Genomic DNA, 24,645 nt, shown 5'->3' with positions numbered 1-24,645 from the left:
GCGAATCCTCGAGCACCGCAACATCTTCGATGCCAGAATGGTCGACCCGGAAGAGGTGCCGTGCACCCCCGCTCCTACTGCGCCGCATCCGCGCGGCACGCGCGTGGCCCCGTTCGTGCCAGACGATCTGCTCGCCGAGCTTGCTCCTGCAGCGGCGATCACCATGGGCCTCGAAGGCGGACTGACCGATTTCGCGGAGGGGCTGCGCGAAGTTGAGCGTCCGCACTCGACGTGGGACCCTGTTCGCGGTCACTTCGGCTTCGTGGAGTTACCCGAACTTCCGGTGGCCGCAGTGGAAATCGGCCGGAACTTCCGCGGCACCGAAAATTGGGTATGGCCGATAACGTCTGGGAGGGCAGCGCGGCGGTACGTCGGCTGGCTCGCGAACGCGGCGCGGACCATCTTGCGGCGGACAGCGTGGACCTGGTCGCGGCCACCCATTTCTGGGAGAACACCATCGACCTGCTGTCGGCGGCAGCGGTGTATCTCGGCGGCGCGGTGGGTTGGGCACTCGTCCCCGATAATGCCGGCTACCACGCCCTTGCTCTCGCCGCTGAACGCATCGCCGCACTTGGCACGGACCTGGACCTGGCCTGCGCCGTCTTCGACGCCACCGCGTATCTCCTGCATCCGCTCACCGATCTGGAGAACCGGTGTCGAACGATGCGGGAGATGGCGGTCGGCTACTTCCGCCATCACCGCGTCCCCACGGTGTACGTTGGTGAGCCGCAACTGTTGATGGGCCACTTGGGCCTGTACGAGGTGCGGGTCGAGTTCGATGTCGACCGTGCGGTGAGTCGCACCAGCTACGGCATGAGCGGCGATGCCTTCACTATGCGCCCCTAGCCGAGTGTCGCACCGGCACTGGGCGGTCTGGGCCGTCCGAGCAGGCCGCGCAGCTGTCGTCGAAACCCCACCGCTCAGCGCTACCTCTCGAGGAACTCCAGGACGTCCTCGACAAACCGCCGGTCGGCGATCGCGCTGTTGTGGTTTCGCCCGGCATAGACCAACAGCTCGGCGTCTTTGAGCCCTTCGGCGGTGTCACGGAACATGGCGACGGGATAGGCGAGGTCCTTGTCGCCGCCGATCACCACGGTGGGCGTGGCGATGTCGGCGAGCCGGTCACGCAAATCGAACGAGTCCTCCGCTTCGATGACACGAATCGCCTCGGTGTAGTCACCGTTGGAAGGACGCATCATCGGGTCGATCATCCAGAGAAATCCGGCCATCAGCCTTCTGCCGAGAGGTGACGTCGACGCGATCGACGCCCACGCCACCGCGGGCCGCTTCCCTGCGGCGGCGCGCTCGGCGAACAGCCGCATGGCATTGCGACCCTCCGTGCTCAGTGAATACGCGGCGCTCGCGAGGACAAGCCGTCGGACGGCTGCGGGGTGGTCGTGCGCGAGTTGCAAGGCGACCGATCCGCCAGTGGAATAGCCGACCACGTCCACCGCACTGTCGAATTCGCCGGTGAGTCCCTCAGCGAGGTCGGTTGCGATGTCGGCCATCGTCAAGCCCACGGGCACTCCGGGACGGCGATTGAAGACATAGACCGTGCGATGCGCGGCCAGCGGCAGGAACGGCTTGATCATGAACTTGCGCGACCCGCCATCCAGGTTGCCGTTCTCCGGAGTCGATCCAGGCAAGGCAATCAGTGGGGCGCCGTCGCCGAACTTGAGGTAGGGGTGGCCGTTGGGGCACTTCCCTTCGCAGATTTCCAGTTTGGCGGTCATTGGCACTCCTCCGGAACAACGTAATTCGATTGGGGCGACGTTATCGGATATCGGCCATCCGAACCAGCCGGTCACTCCAGAACGGCAGTTTGGTGCGTGGGGTGCACTCGAGTGCCGTTCGAGGGTCGGGATTGTGGCGCTGTTAATTCGGCGCCACACACCGACAACTCCTCGAGCTCCCGAACCAAGTATTGGCCGCCCGCCAGTTGTACAAGTCCGCCGCAGAACCCCAGCTCGGCCGTGACGAGCTGACCGGTCGTACCCGCCCGTGGACGACTCACGACACACCCGCGCTGTGTCATCGCCACAAATCCCGGCACCGCGATTGTCGGATCAGCGCAACCGATCGCCTCGCCATCATGGACTGGAGCAGAAGTCACAGGTAGGGCACCGAAATGGTGAGCATCGATCGGTCCGGCAAGCGACCGTAGCCATCCATGTCGCCGAAGATGTTATCGGCCTGACAAGTGCGAATCCTGTGTTGATTCGGCACGAGCCCGCGATGCTTGTGGGTGCAAGCGATCCAGAACTCGGCCCGACACCAGGGCCTGCGCGTCGTCAGGGGCGGCACCGCCGCCGTGGCCCGGCCCTGATGACACTCGCCCACCCAACCAGGAACGGACACATGACCAGCACCGGACGCGTCTGGATGACAGCACAAGCCAGTAGCCGACTGCGTATCGAGTCGCATGAACTGTTCACGCGACGCCCCGCGAGGGATGCTGCTCCACGCACGGCCTCCCTACAGACTGACGAACCCAGCACTCGGAGAACGAGGGCGGCTCGCCGACGAATCCGAACGGCGCATCGCCATTGCCCTGATCTGCACAGTGCTCAGCATCCGCACCGCGACAATCGCGACCACACCGGCCACTCCCGCGCACTGACACCGAGCCGGCCCGCCACAGCAGGTGACTGCGCCCTCGACCTGCACGACCGCGTGGACCGGCAGGAACAAGCCCCATCGCGCTGATCGCCGATGGGTGCAGGCGTGGAGCCCGCAGCGAATCTCCAAGCGTCTGAAGATCGACTACCCCGACGACCTGTCGATGCGGATCAGCCATGAAGCGATCTACCTGGCGTTGTATATCGAAGGGCGTGGAGCGCTCGAGCGTGAGTTGATCTTGTGCCTGCGCACCGGGCGGGCGCTGCGGATGCCCCGAGCACGATCGAAGCGTGCGGCCTGGGCGCACGTCACCGCGCGGACGCTGCTGCGTGAACGACCGCCGGAGGCCGAGGACCGGCGGTGCCCGGCCACCGGGAAGGCGACCTCATCATGGGGACGGACCGTTCTGCGATCGGCACTGTTGTCGAGCGGTCGACGCGGTTCGCATTGCTCATCCCTTGCCACGCGAGCCGGGATGGAGGGCGGCCGCTCCGGTGAAGAACGGCCCCGCGTTGAGCGGATACGGAGCCGAATCGATGAACAACGCCCTGGCCGCGGCGTTGGGACCGATGCCCCCGCCGCTGTTGAGATCACTGACCTGGGACCGAGGTAAGGAGATGTCGGGCCACGCCGTATTCACCGACGAGACAGGAATTCCGGTGTTCTTCGCCGATCCTCACAGCCCATGGCAGCGAGGCACTAACGAGAACACACCCGACCATGCCGGGCCGAAGGTCCGGCGAAAAATCGAGGCTAGGTATTGACAGCTCGGTAGCGGTCGAGATTAAGATACAGACCACTCGGTATCGAGTTTGGTTCATCAAGCAGGACAAGATGTGATGGCGCACAGAACATTTCGACCGTCCGCGATGGCCCCGGGTGCTCGATGAGAACAGTCATCCCGAGTGGGTTGGACCGCATCGCCACACCAGTCAGTCCGTTCGGTGATCAGGCAGATGATCATGCGGTCCGGTGGGCGAAGGAAAATCAGCTGATCCAGTCCGGCAGCGCGGAGCAGCGGTTGGCGAGAACCAGGCCCGGGACGCTCGCTGCCTATTGCTACCCGATCGCTGATCCGGCCGATCTCTGCCTGCTGGCGGATTGGGTGACTTGGCTGTTCATCCTGGACGATGTGAACGACGAAGGTACCTACGGGCAACGCCCTGAATTGCTGGAGCGTACGCTGACCGGCATTTCTTCGACGAGCGCGATCAGCGAAGACGTCGACGAGGACGCTGTCGTTTTTTTCCGGGAAGGCGCCCCTTGGTTCTGGGAAATCGTCACCGAATGGGACCATCCGGAAGACGACCGGACATTCCACGGTTGGCTCGACAATGCACGCGCCGACATCAGACCACACCTGCGCAGCAACGCCTATGTAAATCTCTCCACCGACGATGGGCCGGCGTGGCGCCGCGGAGTATGGGGAAGCCCCGAAAAATACGCGCGCCTCGTGCGCGCCAAAACCGAATGGGATCCGGATAACATGTTCCGCTACAACAAGAACATTCGGCCCGATGATCTGCGCGCAGCGCCGCGAGTCGACGAATGACCGACAGTGCATATACAGAACGCGCTGTCGAGCTCCGAGCCGGTGACCTCCTCACACGGGCCCGCGAAATCTGCGAGCCGATGCTCCAGGAGTCGGTCGAATCGCTACCGAATCCAGTGCGTCGCATGGCGGGCTACCATCTGGGCTGGTGGGATACCGCTGGAGTACCCACGCAGGCTGGATCCGGGAAATATTTGCGACCCGCCTTGGTGATCGCCGCGGCCAGGGCCTGTGGAGGAAGTGAGGCCGCCGCGCTATCCGCCGCGGTCGGGGTCGAGCTGGTGCACAATTTCAGTCTCGTACACGACGACATCATGGACGGGGACCGAACACGACGAGGATACCCAGCAGTGTGGAGTGTGTGGGGAACGTCCGACGCCATTCTCCTCGGCGACACCCTGCATGCCCTGGCCTATCGGGTTCTGGTCGCGGGTCTGCCCGCACCGGTGGCTGTCGAAGCTTCGCGACGGCTCGCTGTCGCGGTCGCCGAAATGTGCCGAGGCCAGTCCGACGACTGTGCGTTCGAGACGCGACCACGTGTGGAACTCGGTGAGTACATTCAGATGGCGATGGACAAGACAGGTGCGCTGATGGGTTGCGCCTGCGCGCTCGGCGCACTGAGTGCGCGAGCAGACCCGGAGACGGTGTCGCTGATGGACTGTTTCGGTCGCAAACTCGGCCTGGCGTTCCAGTTCACTGACGACATCATCGGAATCTGGGGAGACCCGATCATCACCGGAAAGCGAGCGGGCAATGATCTGGCCGGACGCAAACGGTCGCTGCCTGTTGTGACGGCCCTGTTGTCGAATAGCGAGGCCGCGCGCGAGCTAGCGGAACTGTATGAGTCCGACACCGCTCTCGGCCAGGAAATGGTCGCCCGGGCCATGGCACTGGTCGACGCCGCCGGGGGACGACGATCGGCTCAGCGACATGCCGACCGCCAGGTGCAGGCCGCTGTCGACACCTTGCCCGCCGGACTTGCGACGGCCGACCTTATGGCCTTGGCGAATGTGATTGCTCGCCGAGACGGGTTGATTAGCGCCCGGAATCGGCGCCGCCCGATGCATGAACCAACATTTCCGGCTTCTCCACGCGAGCAATGACCAGAACAGGTGGATGACGGGAAGGACGCAGCGTCCTCGATGATCTGTCAGTCCGATGTCTAGATCATGCCGGCGCGCCGACGCCGGTCGGAAGGTACGTCCGTTGGCTTTCCGTGAATCCTGACCGGGTTTCCGGTGAATTTCGGCGTGGTTGAACCGGCCGCAGAGATGTCCGTCGCGGCACAACATGCAACACGCCACGACTGTACTTCTGCCGACGGCGCGGCATCCGAATCCTCAATACGAGCGTTGGTCGATACATGGTTTCCGGCGATTGGCGCGCAAACTCCCCATCTCTGGGGAGACCTTGCATTATACCCGTAACTACACTGTTGCTAGGTGAGCGGCCTCCACCGGATGACCTGGGGCCGAGGCGGGATGTCCCGTATTCCAGTCGGCCCGAGCAGCAGGAGCGGCCACAATGACAGCCCTCGACAATGACACGCAGGTAATGGACGTCGTGCGTAGCGACTCGGAATTGCTGGAAGCAGATTTGCGGGTTTTCCTGGCCGAACTGACGGTCTCGGCGGCGCAGGTAGCCGGCTCGGCCAATGGACCGCAGGAGTTGGACACCGCTGTGCGCCGAGCGTTTCACAACCCGGTCACCGACGCGCTCGGCTCGAAAGTGGGGCAGGAGGCGCTGCGGGCGGCGGGCGGTCCCGGCTTCCGTCCATCGATCGTGTACTGGGTCTTTCGCAACTACCGTGGCTTCGCCAAGACCGGGGAGGCAGGTGCCGACCTGCACGTCATCCGCCGGGTGGCGGTAGCGGTCCGAATTCTTCTGAAGGCTGCGGTCGTTCTCGACGATATCGAGGACGGCAGTGCGGTCCGATACGGCGAGCCTGCACTGCACACTACCCACGGGGTGCCGCTCGCCCTCAACACCGGAGCCTGGATGGTGCTCGCCGCGCTGCGGCATGCGGAATCACCCGCAGTCGTGAACTATCTTGTGCGCGCAGTCGAGAACGGCTTCATCGGTCAGGCGCTGGACATGTCCACCAGGCTCGCCGAGATTCGGCGCGAGATCGTCGCGGCCGACGGCGACAATCGGGTGAAGTTCTGGGAGTCGGTCGCGACGCTGAAAACCTCGACGCTGTTCCGAATGCCGTTGAATGCGGCCGCAACCGCCTTGCGGGTGCCGGACGACGAACTGACCGTTCTCGACGATGCGATGCGGCAGCTCGGCTTCGCGAGCCAGATTTTCAACGACCTCACCGATTTCGTCCCCGAGTTCGGCGGAGCCAATACCCATGAGGACTTCGACGGACTTACCAACCGGGTGTATCTCGAACTGCTCGGCGTCGAATCCACGCCGCCCGAGGCCGACACCGACCTGGTCGGAGACCGGTTGAAGATGTTCGCGCTCGGTCATCCTCGGCTCGGCAAAACCCTCGTCGAGCTCGCCGGGCAAGCGGTCGATCTCAAAGAGGAGGCCAAACGCCGGATTCACCAGCTGTGCCGATCGGCTGGCGGCGCGACGTATTTCGACCTCACGATCGATCGCAAGGGCCACGTGATGGAACGGCTGTTCGACGCGGTACGCACCCAATACCCGAACGCCTAGAACGGCCGCCACCATGATTATGCAGCGGCTGCGCGCCGAAACCCGGGCTTGGCACCATGCCTTGGAGACGACGCCCTTCAGTCTCGAGCTCCTGGGCGGGACACTGCCGCTCAGCTGGTATGTGGGCCAGCTGACGGCCTATCGGGTCGTTCTCGATGCCCTGGAAACCCGGCTGGCCTGCTTGGCGGACCCGATCGTGACCGCGGTATGGCGGCCCGACCTCGCGAAAGTGCATCTGCTGGACCGGGATCTGGAATTTTTCGACACCATACCCGTCGGTGATGTGCCGGCTACGGCGATCGGTGCGGCACAACGGTTCGCTGAGGCGATCTGCGACCGTGCGGCCGAAAACCCCGTCTCGACACTCGGATTCCTGTACGTGATGGAAGGCTCCACCATGGGCGGATTGGAGCTGACCCCACATGTCCGTGCGACGTTCGGACTGACGGACGGCCGCGGAATCGCCTACTACGACTCCGGTGACCGGAAACGCTGGACGGCCTTCGCCGGGCGGATGAACGATGCCGTTGTCGACGAACCTCTGCAGCAATGCGTGCTGGCGACAGCGGACGAAGGCTATCGGGCGATAGCCGAAACACTCGCCGCACTGTCCCGGCCGGATCACGACGAACCGGCCCCGGCGGAACGACATCTGCCGTGATGGCAGCCATGCGAAGTATGAGCTCGAGGAGCTGCGCGAACAGAACGCCCGCCTGAAGCGACTGCTGGCCGAGGTAGAGCTGGAGAAGGACGGGTAGCCAGTTGCAGGTCATCTTCGGGGTGTACTCCGACACCGACTGGCTGGCCGGGCGCTGGCAAAGCGCCTGGGTCGATGCCGCGCTAGCGCAAAACCAGTCGCAGTTGACGATCGAAGGCTCGATCCAGGAGAACCTGGTGCCGCTAACCGCCCAGACGCAGTACCGCTGCAGAAAACCAGCTGGGACCCCCAGCGGCGCAACCACGTCTGGCATGTCGGTGAGCAGCCCGCCCCGCGATCGCGGCATCACCTTGCCCTCCACATGCACCGTGACCCCGTCAGTGACCGTGCGCGTGCTGCAACCCGGCGCGACATGGCTGCTCACCGACACCGTCCACGACACCTCCTACCGCATCACCATCGACCAGAACGACAAATCGCACCTGGCAGTGCACAACTGGTACGCCACCATGGCACTGCACAACTCCGACCCGTCGGTCACCTACCTCGACATCGCCACCGAGATGAAGGGCTACATCTACATCCTCGGCCACACCGGCGGAAAGACACCGAAGCAGACCGACTACTTCCTCGACATCTACTCACAAAACGGAGCATGGCTCTCGCGCACCCCCGACGGCACAGACCAGAAAGCAACACACCCCAACGCCGGCAAAATGATCGTCGACCAATGGCGCACCATGTTCACCCTCAACTACGAGCACTACCAAAGCGACCACGGCACCGAACCCTCCATCAGCGAATGGGTTCCCAACACACCACACTAAGAACCCCTCGGTGTACCCACCGCCACAACGCACCGGCCCACAAGAGCACGGCGGTCCATCCAACCTACGAACCGACCGATCGCTACAACCGAACAGCTCGCGGCGGTGGGTGTCAGCTCCCGTAGGACCCCACCGCCGCACCACAGCGCCGCGAGCTGACCCAATCGTCGTCAATACGCACGCGAGAAATCGGCGGCTGCCCGAGCCCGCGACCGAGCGACCCATGCGTGGGGCCGCACGAGAACGCCCGGCAGCGTCTGAGGCTCGGCAGCTGTAGCCCTCGTCGAGTGACGGGCCCCGGGATGCATGCGATGTCCGCTGAGCCAGATGAGGTCACCACCAATCTCGGCCACAGCCAGCAGCCCCAACCCGGGCCACCCGGCCACGGCCGTCCACTCCCCCGCCGTGGTAGCCGCCGCCAACATCCCCAACAAGGGACCTCTGCGGCCGGTACAGGCGACCACGGCGCCGCGGGGCAAGCCACCGCCCGGAAGCGCATCGCCGGGTCCACCATCGATCGGCAGCACCTTGCTGGAGTCGACGCTCGTCGTCAACGGAGGCTCCGTCGCACCGACGCGGCCCTCGACCGCCGCCATACGGGCGCGAAGAGCCGCCAACTTCTCCGATCTGGACAGCCCGACCAACGACTGATCAGCGATGCGCCCGCTGCTGGGCGGTTCATCGCTGGAGACCGAGAGTGTCTTGCGTCAACCTCTTGGCAGGATCTGCCTGGTCACAAGGCTGACGCTGCCCCCGGGGGTGATCGGGTCACGACCGCTCGGTAGTGCCGATGCTTTGGACGCGGTCGCACCGAGCCTTGCCGAGGGCGGCACCGGGGAGACCCTGCGGCCGGGCATCTGGAAAGCGCGAGGATTGTGCAAGAGCGAGCGAGTATCGTTCTAATGTCTTCCCAGGTCAGCTTGTTTGAATGGTTCGTCCGTGTTCGTCACGCCCCGGGAGGTCCTGTGGGCGTTCATCGAAAGGCTGGAACCATGACCGCTCGTCTCGAAGGAACCGTCGCCCTGGTCACCGGGGCCTCCAGCGGCATCGGCGCCGCCACCGCATCCGAGCTCGCACGCGAGGGCGCAGCCGTGGCCTTGGTCGGCAGGCGCAAGGATCGGCTCACCGATGTGGCCGCGGAAATCACCGACGCCGGCGGACGGGCTTTGGTCGTGCCCGCCGATGTCACCGACGCCCAAGCCGCGGCGGACGCGGTGGAGCGCACGATCGCGGAACTGGGCCGCTTGGACACGCTGGTCAACAACGCCGGCCTGATGCTGCTCGGCCCGGCTCCCGGCGCGGACCTCAACGACTGGCGTCGCATGATCGACATCAATCTCATGGGCCTGATGTACTGCGCGCACGCCGCCACCCCACATCTGGTCCAGGCGGCCGCCCAGGGGCCACGCCAGGTCGCCGACATCGTCAACATCGGCTCGCTGGCCGGGCGAGGCGCCTTCGCCATGTCCGCGGTGTACTGCGCGACGAAGTTCGGCGTCGGCGCCTTCAGCGAGGCGCTGCGCCAGGAGCTGGCTCGTCAGCATGTCCGGGTGTCGGTCATCGAGCCCGGCAGTGTCGATACCGAACTGCGCGACCATAATTCGGCGGCCGTGAAGGAGCAGCTCGCCAATGCTTTCGGCGACATCGAGCGGCTGCAGGGCGGTGACATCGCCGATTCGGTGAGCTATATCGTGACCCGACCACGGCACGTGGCCGTCGCCGAGTTGCTCGTCCGTCCGACCGAGCAGGTCTGACCACCACATCGGGGCAATGATGATGTTGGCGAATCGGACTGTGCCCGCGCTGCTCGAGGAGCTGTGTGTGCTGCTGGCCCACCATGCCCGAGACGACGCGACGACCGCGATCGCGGACCTGCTGGTGGGCCGGGAGGAGACCGACACGCCGCCACCGCCGTCCATGGGCGGGACCCGCATGACGCTGATCGCCCAGGGCGCAAAGCAGCTCGCCTACGGCGAGCGCGTGTATGACTACCGGGCCGGGCAGTGCCTGGTGGCGTCGGTCGCGGTGCCGCTGAAGTGTCAGTTCATCGACGCCACTCCGGAACGTCCGGTGCTGGGCTTGTGCCTGCGCCTGCAGCCTGCGCAGGTCGCCGAGATAATGGTGCAAGCCCCGCGCGGCGCCTTTCCCGAGGACGAGGACAACGCCGCGCCCGCAATTGTTTTCGCCGATGCCTCCGTCGAGCTGCTCGACGCCACGGTGCGGTTGGTGCGACTGCTCGACCAGCCCCGCGATCGGGACGTGCTGGCCCCATTGGTCAAGCGAGAGATCCTGTGGCGCTTGATGACCGGCGAGCACGGCCCGACGGTCCGCCGGATCGGGCTCACCGATCCCCGCTTCTCTCCGATCGCCGAAGCGGTGCAGTGGATTCGGCAGCACTATCGGGAGTCGTTTCGGGTCGAGGAGCTGGCCGAGCGCACCGGTATGAGCCCTTCGGCGTTCCATCGGAATTTCCAGGCCGTCACCGCAACCACGCCCATCCAATACCAGAAGAAGATCAGACTTCAGGAGGCGCGGTTGTTGCTGGCAGCGAATCCCGGAGATGTCGCCGACATCGGATACCTCGTCGGATACGACAGCCCCTCCCAGTTCAGCCGGGAATACCGCCGCCTGTTCGGCACCCCACCCAGCCAAGACGCAGTCCGATTCACCGCACGAGCAGGCGACGAAACAGAGTGACCCGTCCGGAAAGACCATCCACGCCCGCGGGCAGCCTTACCCAGGAGCGAGATTTGACATGGAGTGAGATCGGTGCAGGCAAATACGCGATGCTGACCACTTACAAAAGGTTGGGCGGCTGCTCTCAGCTCGGGGCGGCGGGTGGGTCCGGCTGGGCGCCCCAAGGGCCATCACCGCTGTCGCCGGATGCCGCCACCTGTACCGGATGGCTGTCGTCGTCGGTGAGGAACATCGCCAGTTCCTGTCCTTGTTCGACGACCGCAGTGTGTTCGAAGCGGGAGAGGTGGCGCAGCGGGGTGACGGTCAGGGCGTCTGCACGGCAGGTCCAGGTCGCGGCGACCCGGCCGTCGACCAGCACGACGCGCTCGCCGGCGATTGAGAGGCCGCGGTGAGCATGGTCGATGATCCGGGTGCGGTCGTGGTAGCCGAGGATCGCGTTGTCGAACGCGGGCAGGAATCGCACCGGGGCGGGGATGTCCGGGTCCGGGCGTGGTGCATCCGGGAGGTCGAGGAGTTCGCGGCCCTGTTCGTCGCGGAAGGTGAGCAGTTCGTCGCGGGTCGCGGCCACCGCGGCGGGAAGCCCGGCGAGGCCGCACCAGGCGCGCAGATCAGCCACCGAGGCCGGTCCGAATGCAGCGAGATAGCGCCGTACCAGCGCCTTTCCGACCGTATCGGTGCCGTCCGGGGCGGGCGGGTCGACCTCGCGACCCAGCCAGGTGGCAAGGGGCACGGCGCGTGCGCCGGACTTGTGGCGCCACAAGCCGCGTGGGGGCAGCTGCACCGTCGGGACGAGAGCGGCGATCACCAGTTCGCCGAGTGGCCGTGGCCCGGCCGTCGGCCACCGTGCGGCGAGTTCCCGGCCGAGTTCGGGCATGGTGCGCGGTCGGCCGTCTGCCAGCAGTTCCCAGGCCGCGGCCGTGAGTTCGTCGAGGTCTACTCCGGTGAGCTCGCGGCGGTAGGACCCGAGTATCTTCTGGCGCAGCATGGCGTCGTGGCGGGTCCGCCAGGCCAGTGCATCGGCGGCGGTGACCAGGTGAACTGTGCGGCGCATGAGTTGGGTGCGGACCACCCGCCGGGTGGTGAGCAGTTCGTCGAGGGTCGCCGGTTCGAAGGCGCGCAGTCGCGACCACAGCCCCACGAATGGTTCCTGCGGTTCCTGGGCCTGCAATCCGCACAGATGTGCGACAGCGCCGGACACCGGCAGGTCGGCACGCTCGAGCAGTAATTGCCGGGCGAGGGTGGCCCGGTTGAGCGCGCGGGAGGACAGGACGGTCATCAGGTCAGGCCGCCGCACGATGGGCTGCCGGCCGCCGGCGTAGCGCTGGGAGTTCCTGCTCGATACCGCGGTCGAGGATGGAATAGGTCGGCTGCTCGGCCGCAACGCGTGCGGCGGCGAGAATCTTCTGTTTCATGCGGGCGGCTCATCGGATCGCATGGAGAGCCGGATGCTCGGCCAACGGGCACGTCCGGTTCGGCGGGCGGTGGCGGGAAAACCGACACCGGAAACGGTGCACGGCGTCCTGCCACCGACCCGACACATCCCGTTCGAAAACGAGGCCGCCAACCTCTTCTTCCACCTGGCAGGTGGCCGATGAGGTGGCATCCAAGTCGCGATCTCGAGACTCGACCGTTCCGTCGCATTTCGCGGTGTCCTGTTCCCCGACTTGCTCCCTACTCCGGGCACAGTCGATTGATCGCCAGCGGTTATGACACCGCCACGGTACGTCTCTGTTGTCATCCGCGGCCAATGAAGGTCTGTTCCAGGACTTCGTCCGAGAGTTCTCGGGCGATCTCGGCGAGTGCGACGCCGTTCGTGCGGTCCCGAAGGCAGCGCCGGGCGGAAGCCGGGTGGCAAGTTCGGACAGGAGGCTACCGATGATCATGCCGCGTAGTTCGGTGAGACGGACGTTGCACACCGGATGACCTGGTATCGAGTCGTCGATTCCGCGGTCGTTATCCGGCCGCCGACGCCAATCGCCCGTCCCGAGCAGTGGTGCTCGCTGCGGTCGATGCGTGCGCCGGGCCGAGCCGGCGAGCCCACCGCGTCCAGTCGACGTAGACCGCGCCGAAGGAGATCGACGTGCCCTCGAACCAGCCGTACTACAACCGCCGTGCCCGCCGGGCAGCCCGCAAGCGCACCCCCGCCGGTGACCGACCGCGTTACCCGCGCCGATCGATGATTCTGGAAGTGATTCTCCCGGCTATGATGGCGGAACGCAGCATCGACATGGTTCGCGACGTCAGCGCGGCCCGCACCGTCCATCTATGGGGTCTCGCCTGCACCGACTCCGACACCGCCGCGAATGTTACCCATACGGTTGTCGACCTCGATTCCGATCCGCTGAAGTCACCAATTCTTGGACGCCGCCGCAGGATTGATCAACCAACTTCCCGGCCGCAAGCTCTGGGGATTTGGGTTCGCTTGCCGGATTGCTGGAGAGGAGATCCCAGTACTGGCGATGCAAATGCCGTCCGATCCTTCGGTGACGCGGTTCTACACCGCCCTGCCAGCATCCTTGGGTGCACCGACGCGGGCCCGGTCGCCTAGGGCGTCGCGCGTTCTCGCCTGCGCCTGGTGACCTGCGGAAACATCCGGAGAATTGGAGGACGGATGAGCCGCTACTGCGGGATCGATTGCCCCGACGGCCACCACGATATCGCCATCGTCGATCAGGACGGCACCCTGGTGTCGAAGAAACAGATCACCGACGATGCGGCCGGCTTCACTGCCCTCACCCAGCTGCTCACCGATGCCGGCGACACCGCCGAGAACCCGATCCCCGTCGCGATCGAAACCCCACGCGGGCTGATGGTCGCACGATCCGCGCCACCGGCCGAACCGTCTTCGCGATCACCCGATGGCCGTCGCCGGCTACCGCGAACGCCACACCATGGCCCGGTCGAAATCCGATCACGCCGACGCGATGACCCTGGCCGACATCCTGCGTGTCGACGCCCACATGCACCGGCCGGTCCCGGCACACACCGAACTCACCCAAGACATCGCCATGCTGGCCCGGGCTCAGCAAGACGCCGTCTGGCGACGCACCAAGGCCAGCAACGAACTGCGCTCACTGCTGCGCGAATACCACCCGATGTTCCTGGCCGCCTGCGGCGAACGGGTGCACAAACCTCCCCAAACCCGAGGTCCGCGCTGGCCTGGCCATCGCGGCGACCCCAGCCCTCGCAGCGAAACTCACCCGGGCCCGCGTCGCCGCCACGCTGCGCCGGGCTGGCTGCAAACGCGGCATCGAAGACCTGGCCGACGACATCGTTGCCAAACTGCGCCGTCCTGGCCTGCGCCAGCCCGACCTGGTCGAGAAGGCTATGGGCCGTCAGGCCTCCCCCTGCTCGCCACCCTCGACGCCGCCTCCACAGGCGCCGACGACTCGAGCAGGCCGCCGCCGAAGAGTTCCGCGAACACCCTGATCACGCGATCATCACCAGTTTCCCCGGCCTGGCAGACCTCACCGGCGCCCGCGTCCTCGCCGAAATCGGCGACGACCGAACCCGTTCGCCGACGCCGGGGGCGGTGCACCGTTGCCCGCGCTTGCCGCTGTCGGAATCGTTTGGTTGCCGCCGGATTATTCCCGCGCCGGCAGCGCCGGCTCGCCGAACCGCTCGTGGATGTTGCGCTGTTCCGCACTCCGGCGTTCTCGGCCGCGATCGTCATGCTTGTGCTGGGTTTGGCGGCAGTCGCCCGTCGACCTGGATGTGGTGACGCCGGGCTGGCGCAATCTGGTGCTGCGGCGCGAGCGACCTGAGGTCACGGTCGAGCAATCCGCGTATGTGTCCTGTCGAGCCGGTTATGGGCGGCCCACCGCCGCGGCGCGTGTGCTGCACGCCGAAAGCAAGTCTGGGCAGCAGATCCCACGCACCGGGTGACCTCTCCTTAAATGATTCGGGCGAACGGATGCTGACGCGGCTGCTGTCAGGCGGTGTGAACGGTGTAGAGGCTGAGGTTGTTGCCGTAGGGGTCGGCGAATTCGCAGAAGTCGACATGGGCGTCGATGCCGAATGGAGGCGGCTTGTAGACAGCTTTCCAACCCGAAGCGAACTCGATCAAGGCCACCGATCGCGCACCACGAGCGGTTCGCCGAGCCCCGTCCTGACCGCGATCACGGCACCGCTGTCCGGCGACGCAGCGAGCCGATCTAGTAGTTCGACCAAATCGGCCACGAGCCGTTCCAGTAGCTCCGCCGCGTACTCGTGTCACAGGCGGGCGGCGGTGGTCAGGCGCCGGGCCAGTCCGGGATACTCGTCATAGAGCGCTCGCCGGCGATCCGGCTCGGTGAATCGTTGGATGAAGCAAGCGAAGCGCTCGGTGGCAGTGCTGCCGGTCAAGATGCCCGCAGCCCGCTCTCGCGCCAATTCCGCACCATGGTGCGGTGCAGCAGGTGCCTCATTATTGCTCCGCCTCTTCCTCGCCCTTTCTCCATTGTGGCGACACTTTCGCGATTTCTTCGACCAAGAAGGCGTCGAGTTGGGTATCGGAAAGTTCACCTGTACCGTCCATCCACCAGCCGCCGATGCATTGAACTGCCGAATATGGTAGAGAGAAGGCATTCTGCATCAGCTCCATCAAGTCGGGCGTCGATACGTCCGGATAGAGCGCTATGATCTCGCGGAGGATTTGAGAGGGAGACCGTCCCTCTTGGTGCATCCGGGCCATCAGCACGGTTGCCTGATCATCGAACTTCGGCTCGCGATTATTCATGAAGTGAACTGCACTTTCACGGTTGTGTACTTTCCAGGATCGCCTTGAGAATCCAAGATCTTTACCGTCCGGAACCCTGCTTTATCGGCTTGTCTTCCGGTCCATGTCCTCGCTGCCGCGACCTCGGGTGACACCCCTGAAGCAGTGAGTTCATTGAAGCGGGCGAGGTTTGAGCCGTACTGCCAACTTCCATTTATTGACGCGAATTTCCCTTCGAAGAATCTCAGAATCGCCTGGAACTGCTCTGCACCCCTCAGCAGCGTTGAACGTTGCCCATCTTCGAGTTGGGTTCGGAGGGCCAATTGAAGTTCGCCGTTACGGCCGACTGTGCCCTCGGCGTAGAGCCGTGGGCTCGCTGTGTCCTGTATGAAGTATCGCTCACCCGGCACGGACCGATCGACCAGACGTGACGGCGGGGGACTATTCTCAGCAGGCGGCGCCTCGGTGTGTTCGGGCGTTCTGGGTCCCTCACCTGCTTTCTCGATCTCGTGCCCACCGCGCCGATCGACGTGCAACTTCTCCTCGACATCCTGCACGATGAAGCGAGCCGTGCGTTTGCCAGTGTCTCGGTAGGCTTGCGTTCCTTTCCTGGTCAAGCGTTCCAGTTCATTCGTGATCCAGGCAAGAAGATTCCTGCTACCTCTGCTCACTCCGGCATCACCGCTGTGGCAGGCACCCACGATCCGACGTGGCGGGCCACGCACTCGACCGCGGCACCCAGGATCTCGCTGCGAACCAGCTCCGCTCGATGCAGAACCGCAGCATCAAGGCGAACCCCGTTTCGCTGCCTCCGCTTGGTGGTAACCACCCACGGATCACCCCCCCGACATCCCCCGGTCGACAGGACCTCGAACACGGAGACCCCGTTCGCGACCGAGAGCACCCTGTCACCGACCTGAACCATGCCGGTGAGCCTATCCCGCCAGACCGACCGGTACGTGACATGATCGCAAGCGTGCTCGGAGCCCCTCGCTTGGTCTACCGGCTCAGCGACGGCAAGGTAGTCGGACCAGGCCGCCTCTATCGCCTGCGCGACGGTAGGTGGGCCGAGCCCTGGCGTTCGCGACGAGCAGACCGGCGCCTCGATCAACCTGATCGTGAGGGAGGATTGGCGCGATTGGGGGCAGGTGCTCACGGGGGGTCGCCGAGATCGAAAAGATCGGCTAGTCATCACCCGCGGCACTGACGACTGCGGAGAAGGGCCGAAGCCGCAATCCTCCATGTTCCCGCGCGGCGCCCACCTGTCAGCGACGGACGCCGTCTCGATGTGGCGTCAGCGCAGTGAGGCTCCCCGGAACGGTTCGCCCACACTGCCGGTGCGCACCCCTCCGAACTCCGCAGTCATACAACTCCATCCACATTTCCCGACTCAGGGGAAAAGTCGAACCCGGCACCGCCGACCAACGCCGACTCTCGGGCAGCAAGCCACCGGGTGAGGGCGTTTGCGTGGGGTCGTCGAGTAGGTCGAGATCTGTCTCTTCCTTCGCCGGTGGCCAGCCTGGACGCTCCGCGGCAACCCGGGCGGCAGCCGCTGCCCATTCCGCGTGCACGGCCTCGAACGACCGGTCGGCCTCTTCGACCAGCTGCACCGGTCCAACCGGTGCCAGCCCGAGCCGTCGTCCAGCCGTACCAGCGGCAGCTCATCGATCCATGCCCAGCAGCCTCCGCCGGCACGCATCAGTGTCTCGCCGAGATACGCCGCGACCGCCGGCACGCTCTCCTCATCATCGAAGTCCAGCTGCTGCGCGTATGTCGCCAGCCCGCGCAGGGGCGAGGCGGTGACATCGAGCGTAACGTCGTCCAGCACTTCGTCGTCGTCCAGATCGAAGAACCGCCCCCAGAAGTATGTCCCGCCACTCTGTCAGCGGATCGTCGTCCATGAGCCTCGCACCTCGCACTCCTTGCCGAAGCGGCGACTACAACTATTCATTCACGGCGCAATAGTCGTAGTGCCGTCCCAGGTAGCCCGGCTGATCGAACACGTGCTTCAAGTCCAGGAACGGAAACATCAGCTGGCTACGTGCGCCGACCTGCCTGACGACCTCGTCCCCCTCCTGATCGTGGTCCCAGTATCCGCCCAGATTCCGGCGCAGTACCTCACCCAGATACCAGGAAGCACCATCCCGGAATCCGCGGTACTCCGCCGCACCGCGCCGGCCGACTTCGTGGATCATGAGCCGGTCGACCGATCTTCCCGCCGGACGCCGTGCTCATCTGGACGAACTTCTCGGGGCACGCCCCGAGATGACCTACCTGGCTCGGCTCGTCGGCGAGTTCGCAGCGATCCTGATCGAACGTCGCGGTGGCGCTCTCGACGAGTGGATGAATCAAAGTTCGCGAGGCCGGGCTGACCGAACTCGACCCTTTCCTACGTGGCCTCGACCAGGACCACGACGCCGCGGTCGCCCGGCCCTACAGCAACGGCCCGATCGAAGGCGTCAACACCAAGACCAAACTGATCAAGCGACAAATGTATGGGAGGGCCAATTTTCAGCTACTTCGGCACCGCATCCTGCTCGCATAGCCCGGGCGTCACCGGAAGTGAACCAGGGCGGTTAAAAAATTGACAGTCTCTCCGGACATGGGAAGCTCGCGTTGTCGGCGACTACTCTCCCCAGTACGATCCCCAGTGGTTTCCAGTGGCGTTCCGAACGGGTTTCACAGGATCGCGTACCACCTGGGTGAGGCGCCTTAATGGGTCGGTCGGCACGGATGCCTAGATCCACACGCAGATAAGAGATGTAATGAGCAGTATTTATGAGAGGATCGGCGGCGCCGAGGCACTCGAGGTCGTTGTCGCCGACTTCTATGTCCGGGTTCTCGCGGACGATGAGTTGGCCGGATTCTTCAAGGGCGTCAATATGTCCCGGCTCCAGGGGCGTCAAGTGGAGTTCTTCGCCGCGGCACTCGGCGGTCCCGATCCCTACACAGGTGCCCCGATGCATCGCATCCACCAGGGTAAGGGAATTACGATGCGCCACTTCGAACTCGTGGCGGCGCATCTGTCCGATTCTCTCGCAGCTGCGGGTGTGCCCGCCGAGACCGTGGAACAGATCATCGGCACGGTGTCGAATCTGGCATCAGACATCGTCAGTGGTTCGGCTGCATGACCGGTTGATACTACGGAATCCGAGAAATGATCGGAGCGGCGAACCGCCGAGGAGGGATGTCGAGCGCGCCTATCGTGCGATCGACTCCTCCCATTTTCCGACGGTCGCCCATAATGTAGCGACCGGCGGTGGCGGTAGGGACTTGGTTGTCGCACAGTCGATCCAAGTTTATTGACAAACGGTGTGCGTGAAGCATACTCAGATGTAATGGGCCTGCTGGCGAAATTCATCATGGCAATGCTTACGAATCAAGTCTCACCCCTACTCGCCAGACTCGGATAAGACTACTTGGTCTGCATATCCCCGTACGTGATGTAGAGCGACTTCAGGGATACAGAGCATGGCGACGATGGGTGCGGCTGATCTGCCCGCCGACAACGGCGCGGCAAAGCGGTCGAAGAACAGGGGTGAATCGGCGTGGCCGAAGCGACGAGTGCGACCGGTCGACCGAGCCGGGGCGCGGGTGCGCTGCTCCGGCGACAGGGGCCACTCGCGAGTGATCGAGTGGGGTCGCGCGATGACGCCGGGGCGTTGAAAGTTCCGGCGGCCATGGTAACTGGGCCGAAGCATGCCAGACGCTTGCCCGCTCACCACATGGACCTGCTTGGGACGAAGCAGTCCTGGCTGGGTACGGCTCTACAACGACATCGCCACCATAGACCAGCTCTATGCGATTGACACTGGTGCGCGACGCGCATGATTGCGAAAGGCTTTGTTCGAGGTGCTGACCAACGTCACCTGCTGTAGTCAAAGGCGTTCTCCCCGTTTGCGTTCGGCTGCAGATCGTGAGAAGTTCATGCCGTGTTCGAAGGACCTGCATGGGGCGCAGATATGAGGCCCCTCTGTTCAGGGCGTACGAGTGAGTTCGGGGTCATCATCGGCATCCCGGGATCGAGGTGTTTCCGTTGGAAAATCCGGGATCGAGAGGTGTTGCGCCGGTACAGGATCGATCGACAGATGAGTTGGTGATCGGACATGGATGTTCCAGCGCTCAGAGACAGCTGGCTCAGGATTGAGAAGGTCGGCGACGAGGCGGTTCTGTACTTCTACTCACATCTGTTCATGACGCACCCCGAAGTCCGAGATCTGTTCCCGGTGTCGATGGCCGCCCAGCGCGGCAAATTCTTAGTGGCGCTCGGCCGCATTGTCAGTAATGTCGACCGTGTTGCCGCCGACCCCACCTTTGTGCGGCAACTTGGCCGCGACCATCGCAAATTCGAGGTCGTTGCCGACCACTACCCTGCGGCCGGAGCGTCACTGCTGGCTACGCTCCAGTACTTCCTCGGCGAGGCGTGGACCGACAGTCTCGCCTCCGACTGGGCCGAGGCGTATGGCTCGGTCGCCCAGATCATGATGGCGGCGGCCGAGGAGGACGAGGAAACCACTCCAGCCTGGTGGGAGGCGGAGGTCGTCGCCACCGAACGCCGCGGAATGGACGTCGGGTTGCTACGCATCCGGCCCACCGAGCCCTACGACTATGCCGCCGGACAGTCCATGGCCGTGGAGGTTCCGCAGCGGCCGCGGCTGTGGCGCTACTACACCCCGGCCAACGCGCCCCGCCCCGACGGAACCCTCGACCTGCATGTGCAGATCGTCGCCGGTGGACAGGTCAGCGCCACCCTCGCCCGGACGGTCACGGTCGGCGACACACTGCGGCTGGGCGCGCCGATCGGCACCGCACTCACCCTGCCCGCGAATTTCCGCGGGGATCTGCTGATGGTGGCGGGCGGTACGGGGCTCGCTCCGATGACCGCCCTGATCGAACAACTCGACGAGAACTGGCGCACCACGGGCGAGGCCACGAATGTCCATCTCTTCCACGGGGTCCGGACTCAATGGAACATCTACGATCATGCCTTCCTGTCCGAGCTGGCCGGGACCAGGCCATGGTTGCGCTACACCCCGGTGGTCTCCGATGACCCGACCTACCCGGGTGCTGTGGGGCTGGTCGGCACGGTGGCCGCCCAGACCGGCCCCTGGCAGGGCAGGACCGCGCTCATTTGCGGCTCCGCCGCGATGGTGGAGCACGCTGCCGGTGAACTGCGGCGCGCGGGCCTGCCCGACTCGGCCATCCGATTCGAGAACCTCGACGGCCGCACCCCCGAGGACATCACACCGAATACCTCCGCAGCTCCGGCGGAGAGATTGCGCACGAGGTAGCGACATGACGCTGAGGGCACGTGATATCGAGAACGCGAAATTCAAGAAGTCGGCACTGGGTCGCCGCGGGTACGACGAACGCGACGTCGACGAATTCGTCCGGCGAGTAGCCCGTGAGGTTTCCCGGCTGAACTCGGCGAACAAGCGGCTGACCCAGCAGCTGGACTTCGGCGACGAGAAGGCGCTGCTGGCCGACAACAACTATCTAGCTCACCAGGTTGCGGATCTCGAGCTTCGGGTCTCGATGTACAAGTCGGCGCTCGGCGATTCCTCCACCGTCGAATCCCTGCGCACCGAGCTGGAGGAACTGCAGCGCGAGAACGCACAGCTGCGCGAGGATTCCCAGCGCGATCTGCTCGGAGTGAACGTACGCGCAGTGAACATGCTCAGCCAGGCGCAGATCACCGCGGAATCAACGGTGGCCGAAGCCGAGATCTATGCCCGTGAGCTGGTCGCGCACGCCCGCGAGCAGTACGCAGAGATTCTGCGGCAGGCCCAGCAGTCGGCAGCCCGCGCGGCGGACGGCATCGCCGCCGTGGTGGCCGATCCAGCAGGATCTTCCGATCCCCTGCCCGCGGAGATCGAGTACATCCGCACTTACGCCCAGATCGCGGAGAAGCAGATGCATACGATCATCGAGGCGCTTTTCACCGAGATCGACAAGCTCGGATGTGAACAGGCGCGACCTCATTGCGACGCCGAGCCGCCCGGAAGTGGACTGAACAACTTCGAGTCCAGCACACCGGCCATGACACAGATGCCGCCTCGAATACAGCGCGATGCGTTGGAACCTGCGGCACGGCCACCAGCGGCGCGCTCGGTTGACTAGGACTATCGACTGCGGGTGCGCGGCGCGAAAAGTGCCTGTCGACAACAGATTGAACTCCGGCTCCTGGACAGCGCATAGCCGCGGCGAATTCACCGATGGGCTGTCCTGGAGTTCTGTCCGCCAGGGCCCACGCAACCGGACTGAACTGCCCTCATGACTCAGCTCGGCGTCCAGTGGTTTCATCGGATGCTGATGTGATAGACCCGCAGCCACTCGGCGATCTGTAGCAGCAACGACAGCGTGTCCGCAGAGCGCCACATGCCCTGCTGGCCGGGCGGTCCGGCCAGCAGGTCGAGGACCGCCTCTCGGCGTACCAGCGGTAGTAGTGGCGAGTTGGGGTCGGCGAGTTCGGCCCGCATCTCCTCCCGGAGTGTCTGTTCGTAGGCCGGATGCTGGCTGACGGGGAACGAGGTCTTCTTCCGATCCAGCACTGGGGCTGGCAGCAGGTCGGCGACCGCGTTCCGTAGCAGGCCTTTGACTCGCCCGTCGGAGGTCTTGAACGCCCACGGGGTGTTCCACAGGTACTCCACCAGTCGGTGATCACAGAACGGCACCCGAACCTCGAGGCCGACTCGCATGCTCATCCGGTCTTTGAAATCCAGCAGCATGGTCAGCCATCGAGTTAGGTTGGCGTAGAACATTTCCCGGATCCGTACGTCGCCCGGCGCCTCACCGTCTAGCGCTGGCACTTCGGCCATGGTTTGTGCGTAGCGCTCGGCGATGTACTCCTGCGGTCGCAGCAGCCGCCACAACTCGGTGTCGAGTACCGGCTCGAACGCGGCGACCGAGACCGCCCACGGGAATGTAGCGGCACCGAGCATACGCTGATCGAAAAACCAGGGGTAGCCACCGAACACCTCGTCGGCCGACTCTCCGGACAACGCCACTGTCGAGCGCTTCTTGACCTCGCGGAACAACAAGTACTGGGCGGCGTTGGTATCGGCGAGTCCGGGCAGGTCGCGAGCACGCAACACTTCGGACCGGGCGCTGATCACCTCGTCGGTGCGTAGCAGCAACTCGATGTGATCGCTGCGCACTCGCTGTGCCACCATCCGCGCGAACGGGGTGTCTTGTTCCGGGCGAATCGCGCTGGGCTGGAAATTATCCTGGTTGCCCTCGAAGTCGATCGAGTATGTGGCGAGTCGGTCGCGGCTGTTCCGGTTCAGCACTTCTGTGGCCAGCGCGGTCACCGCACTGGAGTCCAGGCCGCCGGACAGTAGCGTGCCCACCGGAACGTCGGCGATCAGCTGCCGTCGCACGATGTCCTCCAGCAACTCGCGCACCGCAGCGGTGGTGGTCGGCAGATCGTCGGGGTGTTCACCGCTGGTCAGCGCCCAGTATCGTTGCTCCCGGCAGCTCCGGCGCTGGATCCACGCGTAGTGGCCGGGCCGCAGTGCGCGAATATCGCGGAACACCGCATGCCCGGGAGTCTGGGTGGCGCAGAACACCTCGGCAAGGCCCTCGATACCGACCTCGGCCGCAGCGATCGGGTTGGCCAGCAATGTTTTCAGCTCCGAGCCGAATAGCACCCCGGTAGCGTAGGGCAGGTAGAACAGTGGCTTGACGCCCAGCCGGTCGCGTCCAAGCAGCAGCCCCTGCCGGTTGGGGTCCCAGACGCCGAAGGCGAACATGCCATTCAATCGGGGCAGGCAGTGCTCGCCCCATTCCAGGTAGCTGTGTAGTAGCACTTCGGTGTCGGATCGGGTTCGGAACTGGTGGCCTAGTCTCTGCAACTCGCCACGCAACTCAGGGAAGTTGTAGATCTCCCCGCTGTAGGTCACCACGCACGGCTGCTCACCCTCTCGACTGGCCTGCATCGGTTGCACGCCACCCTCGATGTCGATCACCGCCAATCGTCGATGACCGAATGCCGCCCGCGGCGAGAGCCACACCCCACCCGCGTCGGGACCACGCGGAATGAGGGTATCGGTCATCGCTTCCAGTAGCGGACGCTGCTGGGTGAGGTCTCGCTCCCAATCGACCCAGCCGGTGATACCGCACATCGTCGTTCCTCCTCTTCCTGGCATTTGAACGACCAGCCTCACAGTTGAAGTCAACTTCAAGTCAAGGGTTGTGGGCCGGATCTTGATGCGCTTGGCTTGCAGTGTGAAGTCGAGGTCGATCGGCGAAGTCGCCGAGTTGTTGGGCGTAGCGACGTCGACACTGCGTTGGTGGGAGAAGGAAGGACTGATCTCACCGGAAGATCGCAGAGGCGGTCGGCGGTACTACAGCCAGGACGAGATACGCAGGCTGGCGATAATCCAATACCTCCAGGAAACCGGGCTGATGAGCCTCAGCGATATCGCCGCGGTGCTGGCCGGTCGAGGCAGCAACGGGGACTGGCACGACGTGATACGCACTCGGACCGATGCATTCGAAGCCCAGATCGAGCGACTCATCGCTGCCAAAGATTTTCTCGAGCACGCGTTGCGATGTCACCGCGACAATCCCGCGACCGAATGCCCGTATCTGGCCGAAGACATCGACGCGAGGTTGGCGCGCTGAAGGTCGCCATCATCGACGCCGGATCCAGACGCGTTCCTCCGGTACTCAGCTGCTCGCCGGCGCCAACTGCTACTGACATCGCCCGGTTGCCACCAGCGCTGCGGCAAGCGCCGACATAGCGATCCAACTCGCCCATTTGCCAGGTATGGAGTGTGTCGCCCGCCGGATCTGCCTAGGTGTACTGACCACGGACGTTGGTAGCGGCGTGTCGGGCTGACATGGCGAAGACCTCCGGGTGAAGTGCGAGCTGTCTAGGAACGCATTCACCTGCCGGAGGTCTTCGTGTCCCACCGTAATGCCCCGC

The 24,645-nt window shown here is 64.6% G+C and carries 25 protein-coding genes and 1 pseudogene; 16 read left to right on the top strand and 10 right to left on the bottom strand.

Going from position 1 to position 24,645, the window contains the following annotated elements; all coding sequences use genetic code 11:
- Nucleotides 1-333 precede the first annotated feature (333 nt).
- Complete coding sequence (locus M8859_RS30770) at nucleotides 334-846, top strand: hypothetical protein (protein WP_249645312.1); 513 nt, start codon at nucleotides 334-336, stop codon at nucleotides 844-846.
- Nucleotides 847-926: 80 nt separating this feature from the next.
- Here M8859_RS30770 and M8859_RS30765 read toward each other — a convergent pair whose 3' ends face one another.
- Nucleotides 927-1,733: an alpha/beta fold hydrolase gene (locus M8859_RS30765; RefSeq protein ID WP_249645311.1), complete on the bottom strand. Its 807-nt coding sequence runs from the start codon at nucleotides 1,731-1,733 to the stop codon at nucleotides 927-929.
- A gap of 941 nt (nucleotides 1,734-2,674) precedes the next feature.
- Between M8859_RS30765 and M8859_RS30760 the strand changes: the two are divergent.
- The 6 genes and pseudogenes from M8859_RS30760 to M8859_RS30735 all read left to right on the top strand — a co-directional run.
- A pseudogene (locus M8859_RS30760) lies at nucleotides 2,675-3,332 on the top strand (IS30 family transposase); the annotation flags it as partial.
- Nucleotides 3,333-3,505: 173 nt separating this feature from the next.
- Complete coding sequence (locus tag M8859_RS30755) at nucleotides 3,506-4,171, top strand: BBE domain-containing protein (protein WP_249645310.1); 666 nt, start codon at nucleotides 3,506-3,508, stop codon at nucleotides 4,169-4,171.
- On the top strand, nucleotides 4,168-5,274 hold the full coding sequence (locus M8859_RS30750) for a polyprenyl synthetase family protein (protein WP_308221237.1): 1,107 nt from the start codon (nucleotides 4,168-4,170) through the stop codon (nucleotides 5,272-5,274). The genes M8859_RS30755 and M8859_RS30750 overlap by 4 nt, the downstream gene beginning before the upstream one ends.
- Before the next feature lie 421 nt (nucleotides 5,275-5,695).
- Nucleotides 5,696-6,838 (top strand): polyprenyl synthetase family protein, encoded by a 1,143-nt coding sequence (locus tag M8859_RS30745; RefSeq protein ID WP_159928863.1) that lies wholly within the window; start codon nucleotides 5,696-5,698, stop codon nucleotides 6,836-6,838.
- Between the two features lie 13 nt (nucleotides 6,839-6,851).
- Nucleotides 6,852-7,499: a biliverdin-producing heme oxygenase gene (locus M8859_RS30740; RefSeq protein WP_249645308.1), complete on the top strand. Its 648-nt coding sequence runs from the start codon at nucleotides 6,852-6,854 to the stop codon at nucleotides 7,497-7,499.
- Between the two features lie 101 nt (nucleotides 7,500-7,600).
- Nucleotides 7,601-8,323: a hypothetical protein gene (locus M8859_RS30735; RefSeq protein WP_159928859.1), complete on the top strand. Its 723-nt coding sequence runs from the start codon at nucleotides 7,601-7,603 to the stop codon at nucleotides 8,321-8,323.
- A 170-nt stretch (nucleotides 8,324-8,493) separates the two neighbouring features.
- Here the strand turns inward: M8859_RS30735 and M8859_RS37935 are convergent, their stop codons facing one another.
- Nucleotides 8,494-8,919, bottom strand: a complete 426-nt coding sequence (locus M8859_RS37935; protein WP_500797157.1) for an ImuA'/RecA-like NTPase — start codon at nucleotides 8,917-8,919, stop codon at nucleotides 8,494-8,496.
- Nucleotides 8,920-9,315: 396 nt separating this feature from the next.
- Between M8859_RS37935 and M8859_RS30725 the strand changes: the two genes are divergently transcribed.
- Together M8859_RS30725 and M8859_RS30720 are read left to right on the top strand one after the other, a co-directional pair.
- On the top strand, nucleotides 9,316-10,077 hold the full coding sequence (locus M8859_RS30725) for an SDR family NAD(P)-dependent oxidoreductase (RefSeq protein ID WP_159928855.1): 762 nt from the start codon (nucleotides 9,316-9,318) through the stop codon (nucleotides 10,075-10,077).
- A 25-nt stretch (nucleotides 10,078-10,102) separates the two neighbouring features.
- Complete coding sequence (locus tag M8859_RS30720) at nucleotides 10,103-11,020, top strand: AraC family transcriptional regulator (protein ID WP_236565659.1); 918 nt, start codon at nucleotides 10,103-10,105, stop codon at nucleotides 11,018-11,020.
- Between the two features lie 124 nt (nucleotides 11,021-11,144).
- On the opposite strand, the gene M8859_RS30715 is transcribed toward M8859_RS30720, so the two are convergent.
- Both M8859_RS30715 and M8859_RS37050 read right to left on the bottom strand, forming a co-directional pair.
- The gene (locus M8859_RS30715; RefSeq protein ID WP_159928851.1) at nucleotides 11,145-12,296 is read right to left on the bottom strand and encodes a winged helix DNA-binding domain-containing protein; all 1,152 of its coding nucleotides are present in this window, start codon (nucleotides 12,294-12,296) and stop codon (nucleotides 11,145-11,147) included.
- A gap of 4 nt (nucleotides 12,297-12,300) precedes the next feature.
- Nucleotides 12,301-12,432: a hypothetical protein gene (locus M8859_RS37050; protein ID WP_255466266.1), complete on the bottom strand. Its 132-nt coding sequence runs from the start codon at nucleotides 12,430-12,432 to the stop codon at nucleotides 12,301-12,303.
- A gap of 945 nt (nucleotides 12,433-13,377) precedes the next feature.
- Here M8859_RS37050 and M8859_RS37780 point away from each other — a divergent pair.
- Both M8859_RS37780 and M8859_RS37775 read left to right on the top strand, forming a co-directional pair.
- The gene (locus M8859_RS37780) at nucleotides 13,378-13,599 is read left to right on the top strand and encodes a TniB family NTP-binding protein (RefSeq protein WP_372492955.1); all 222 of its coding nucleotides are present in this window, start codon (nucleotides 13,378-13,380) and stop codon (nucleotides 13,597-13,599) included.
- Between the two features lie 279 nt (nucleotides 13,600-13,878).
- Nucleotides 13,879-14,784, top strand: a complete 906-nt coding sequence (locus M8859_RS37775; protein WP_372492954.1) for an IS110 family transposase — start codon at nucleotides 13,879-13,881, stop codon at nucleotides 14,782-14,784.
- A gap of 167 nt (nucleotides 14,785-14,951) precedes the next feature.
- Here the strand turns inward: M8859_RS37775 and M8859_RS30705 are convergent, their stop codons facing one another.
- The 5 genes from M8859_RS30705 to M8859_RS30685 form a co-directional block, all read right to left on the bottom strand.
- Entirely contained in the window at nucleotides 14,952-15,092 is a 141-nt protein-coding gene (locus M8859_RS30705) for a hypothetical protein (RefSeq protein ID WP_159928847.1), read from the bottom strand.
- A 140-nt stretch (nucleotides 15,093-15,232) separates the two neighbouring features.
- Nucleotides 15,233-15,391, bottom strand: coding sequence for a hypothetical protein (locus M8859_RS30700; protein ID WP_159989350.1), 159 nt, complete (start codon nucleotides 15,389-15,391; stop codon nucleotides 15,233-15,235).
- Nucleotides 15,392-15,425: 34 nt separating this feature from the next.
- Entirely contained in the window at nucleotides 15,426-15,737 is a 312-nt protein-coding gene (locus M8859_RS30695; RefSeq protein ID WP_159928845.1) for a hypothetical protein, read from the bottom strand.
- Entirely contained in the window at nucleotides 15,734-16,387 is a 654-nt protein-coding gene (locus tag M8859_RS30690) for a hypothetical protein (protein ID WP_195072426.1), read from the bottom strand. Before M8859_RS30690 ends, M8859_RS30695 begins: the two co-directional genes overlap by 4 nt.
- A 1,272-nt stretch (nucleotides 16,388-17,659) precedes the next feature.
- Entirely contained in the window at nucleotides 17,660-17,911 is a 252-nt protein-coding gene (locus tag M8859_RS30685) for a hypothetical protein (RefSeq protein WP_159928841.1), read from the bottom strand.
- Nucleotides 17,912-18,063: 152 nt separating this feature from the next.
- Here M8859_RS30685 and M8859_RS30680 point away from each other — a divergent pair, with 152 nt between their 5' ends.
- The 4 genes from M8859_RS30680 (at nucleotide 18,064) to M8859_RS30665 (ending at nucleotide 21,836) form a co-directional block, all read left to right on the top strand.
- A complete protein-coding gene (locus M8859_RS30680) occupies nucleotides 18,064-18,261 on the top strand; it encodes a transposase (RefSeq protein ID WP_159928933.1) in 198 nt (65 codons plus the stop codon).
- Between the two features lie 220 nt (nucleotides 18,262-18,481).
- Nucleotides 18,482-18,847, top strand: a complete 366-nt coding sequence (locus M8859_RS30675; RefSeq protein ID WP_195072425.1) for a group I truncated hemoglobin — start codon at nucleotides 18,482-18,484, stop codon at nucleotides 18,845-18,847.
- A gap of 975 nt (nucleotides 18,848-19,822) precedes the next feature.
- Nucleotides 19,823-21,007 (top strand): FAD-binding oxidoreductase, encoded by a 1,185-nt coding sequence (locus M8859_RS30670; RefSeq protein WP_249645307.1) that lies wholly within the window; start codon nucleotides 19,823-19,825, stop codon nucleotides 21,005-21,007.
- 4 nt (nucleotides 21,008-21,011) lie between these two features.
- Nucleotides 21,012-21,836 carry a DivIVA domain-containing protein gene (locus tag M8859_RS30665; RefSeq protein ID WP_159928835.1) on the top strand — a complete coding sequence of 275 codons (825 nt, stop codon included), beginning with the start codon at nucleotides 21,012-21,014 and terminating at the stop codon, nucleotides 21,834-21,836.
- A gap of 179 nt (nucleotides 21,837-22,015) precedes the next feature.
- On the opposite strand, the gene asnB is transcribed toward M8859_RS30665, so the two are convergent.
- Complete coding sequence (gene asnB, locus M8859_RS30660) at nucleotides 22,016-23,839, bottom strand: asparagine synthase (glutamine-hydrolyzing) (protein WP_249645306.1); 1,824 nt, start codon at nucleotides 23,837-23,839, stop codon at nucleotides 22,016-22,018.
- Nucleotides 23,840-23,942: 103 nt separating this feature from the next.
- Between asnB and M8859_RS30655 the strand changes: the two genes are divergently transcribed.
- A complete protein-coding gene (locus tag M8859_RS30655; RefSeq protein ID WP_249645305.1) occupies nucleotides 23,943-24,341 on the top strand; it encodes a MerR family transcriptional regulator in 399 nt (132 codons plus the stop codon).
- Nucleotides 24,342-24,645 lie beyond the last annotated feature (304 nt).

Source organism: Nocardia sputi (assembly GCF_023501985.1).
This window is presented reverse-complemented; position numbering and strand designations above follow the sequence as displayed.

What these genes read in the sequence shown, in the direction of transcription:
- M8859_RS30685 (WP_159928841.1), bottom strand. Translation starts at nt 17,911, where the DNA reads ATGATCCACGAAGTCGGCCGGCGCGGTGCGGCGGAGTACCGCGGATTC.
- M8859_RS30755 (WP_249645310.1), top strand. Translation starts at nt 3,506, where the DNA reads ATGAGAACAGTCATCCCGAGTGGGTTGGACCGCATCGCCACACCAGTC.
- M8859_RS30740 (WP_249645308.1), top strand. Translation starts at nt 6,852, where the DNA reads ATGATTATGCAGCGGCTGCGCGCCGAAACCCGGGCTTGGCACCATGCC.
- M8859_RS30770 (WP_249645312.1), top strand. Translation starts at nt 334, where the DNA reads ATGGCCGATAACGTCTGGGAGGGCAGCGCGGCGGTACGTCGGCTGGCT.
- M8859_RS30765 (WP_249645311.1), bottom strand. Translation starts at nt 1,733, where the DNA reads ATGACCGCCAAACTGGAAATCTGCGAAGGGAAGTGCCCCAACGGCCAC.
- M8859_RS30715 (WP_159928851.1), bottom strand. Translation starts at nt 12,296, where the DNA reads ATGACCGTCCTGTCCTCCCGCGCGCTCAACCGGGCCACCCTCGCCCGG.
- M8859_RS30670 (WP_249645307.1), top strand. Translation starts at nt 19,823, where the DNA reads ATGGATGTTCCAGCGCTCAGAGACAGCTGGCTCAGGATTGAGAAGGTC.
- M8859_RS30695 (WP_159928845.1), bottom strand. Translation starts at nt 15,737, where the DNA reads ATGAATAATCGCGAGCCGAAGTTCGATGATCAGGCAACCGTGCTGATG.
- M8859_RS30745 (WP_159928863.1), top strand. Translation starts at nt 5,696, where the DNA reads ATGACAGCCCTCGACAATGACACGCAGGTAATGGACGTCGTGCGTAGC.
- M8859_RS30675 (WP_195072425.1), top strand. Translation starts at nt 18,482, where the DNA reads ATGAGCAGTATTTATGAGAGGATCGGCGGCGCCGAGGCACTCGAGGTC.
- M8859_RS30750 (WP_308221237.1), top strand. Translation starts at nt 4,168, where the DNA reads ATGACCGACAGTGCATATACAGAACGCGCTGTCGAGCTCCGAGCCGGT.
- M8859_RS37050 (WP_255466266.1), bottom strand. Translation starts at nt 12,432, where the DNA reads ATGAAACAGAAGATTCTCGCCGCCGCACGCGTTGCGGCCGAGCAGCCG.
- asnB (WP_249645306.1), bottom strand. Translation starts at nt 23,839, where the DNA reads ATGTGCGGTATCACCGGCTGGGTCGATTGGGAGCGAGACCTCACCCAG.
- M8859_RS37935 (WP_500797157.1), bottom strand. Translation starts at nt 8,919, where the DNA reads ATGGCGGCGGTCGAGGGCCGCGTCGGTGCGACGGAGCCTCCGTTGACG.
- M8859_RS37775 (WP_372492954.1), top strand. Translation starts at nt 13,879, where the DNA reads ATGGCCGTCGCCGGCTACCGCGAACGCCACACCATGGCCCGGTCGAAA.
- M8859_RS30725 (WP_159928855.1), top strand. Translation starts at nt 9,316, where the DNA reads ATGACCGCTCGTCTCGAAGGAACCGTCGCCCTGGTCACCGGGGCCTCC.
- M8859_RS30665 (WP_159928835.1), top strand. Translation starts at nt 21,012, where the DNA reads ATGACGCTGAGGGCACGTGATATCGAGAACGCGAAATTCAAGAAGTCG.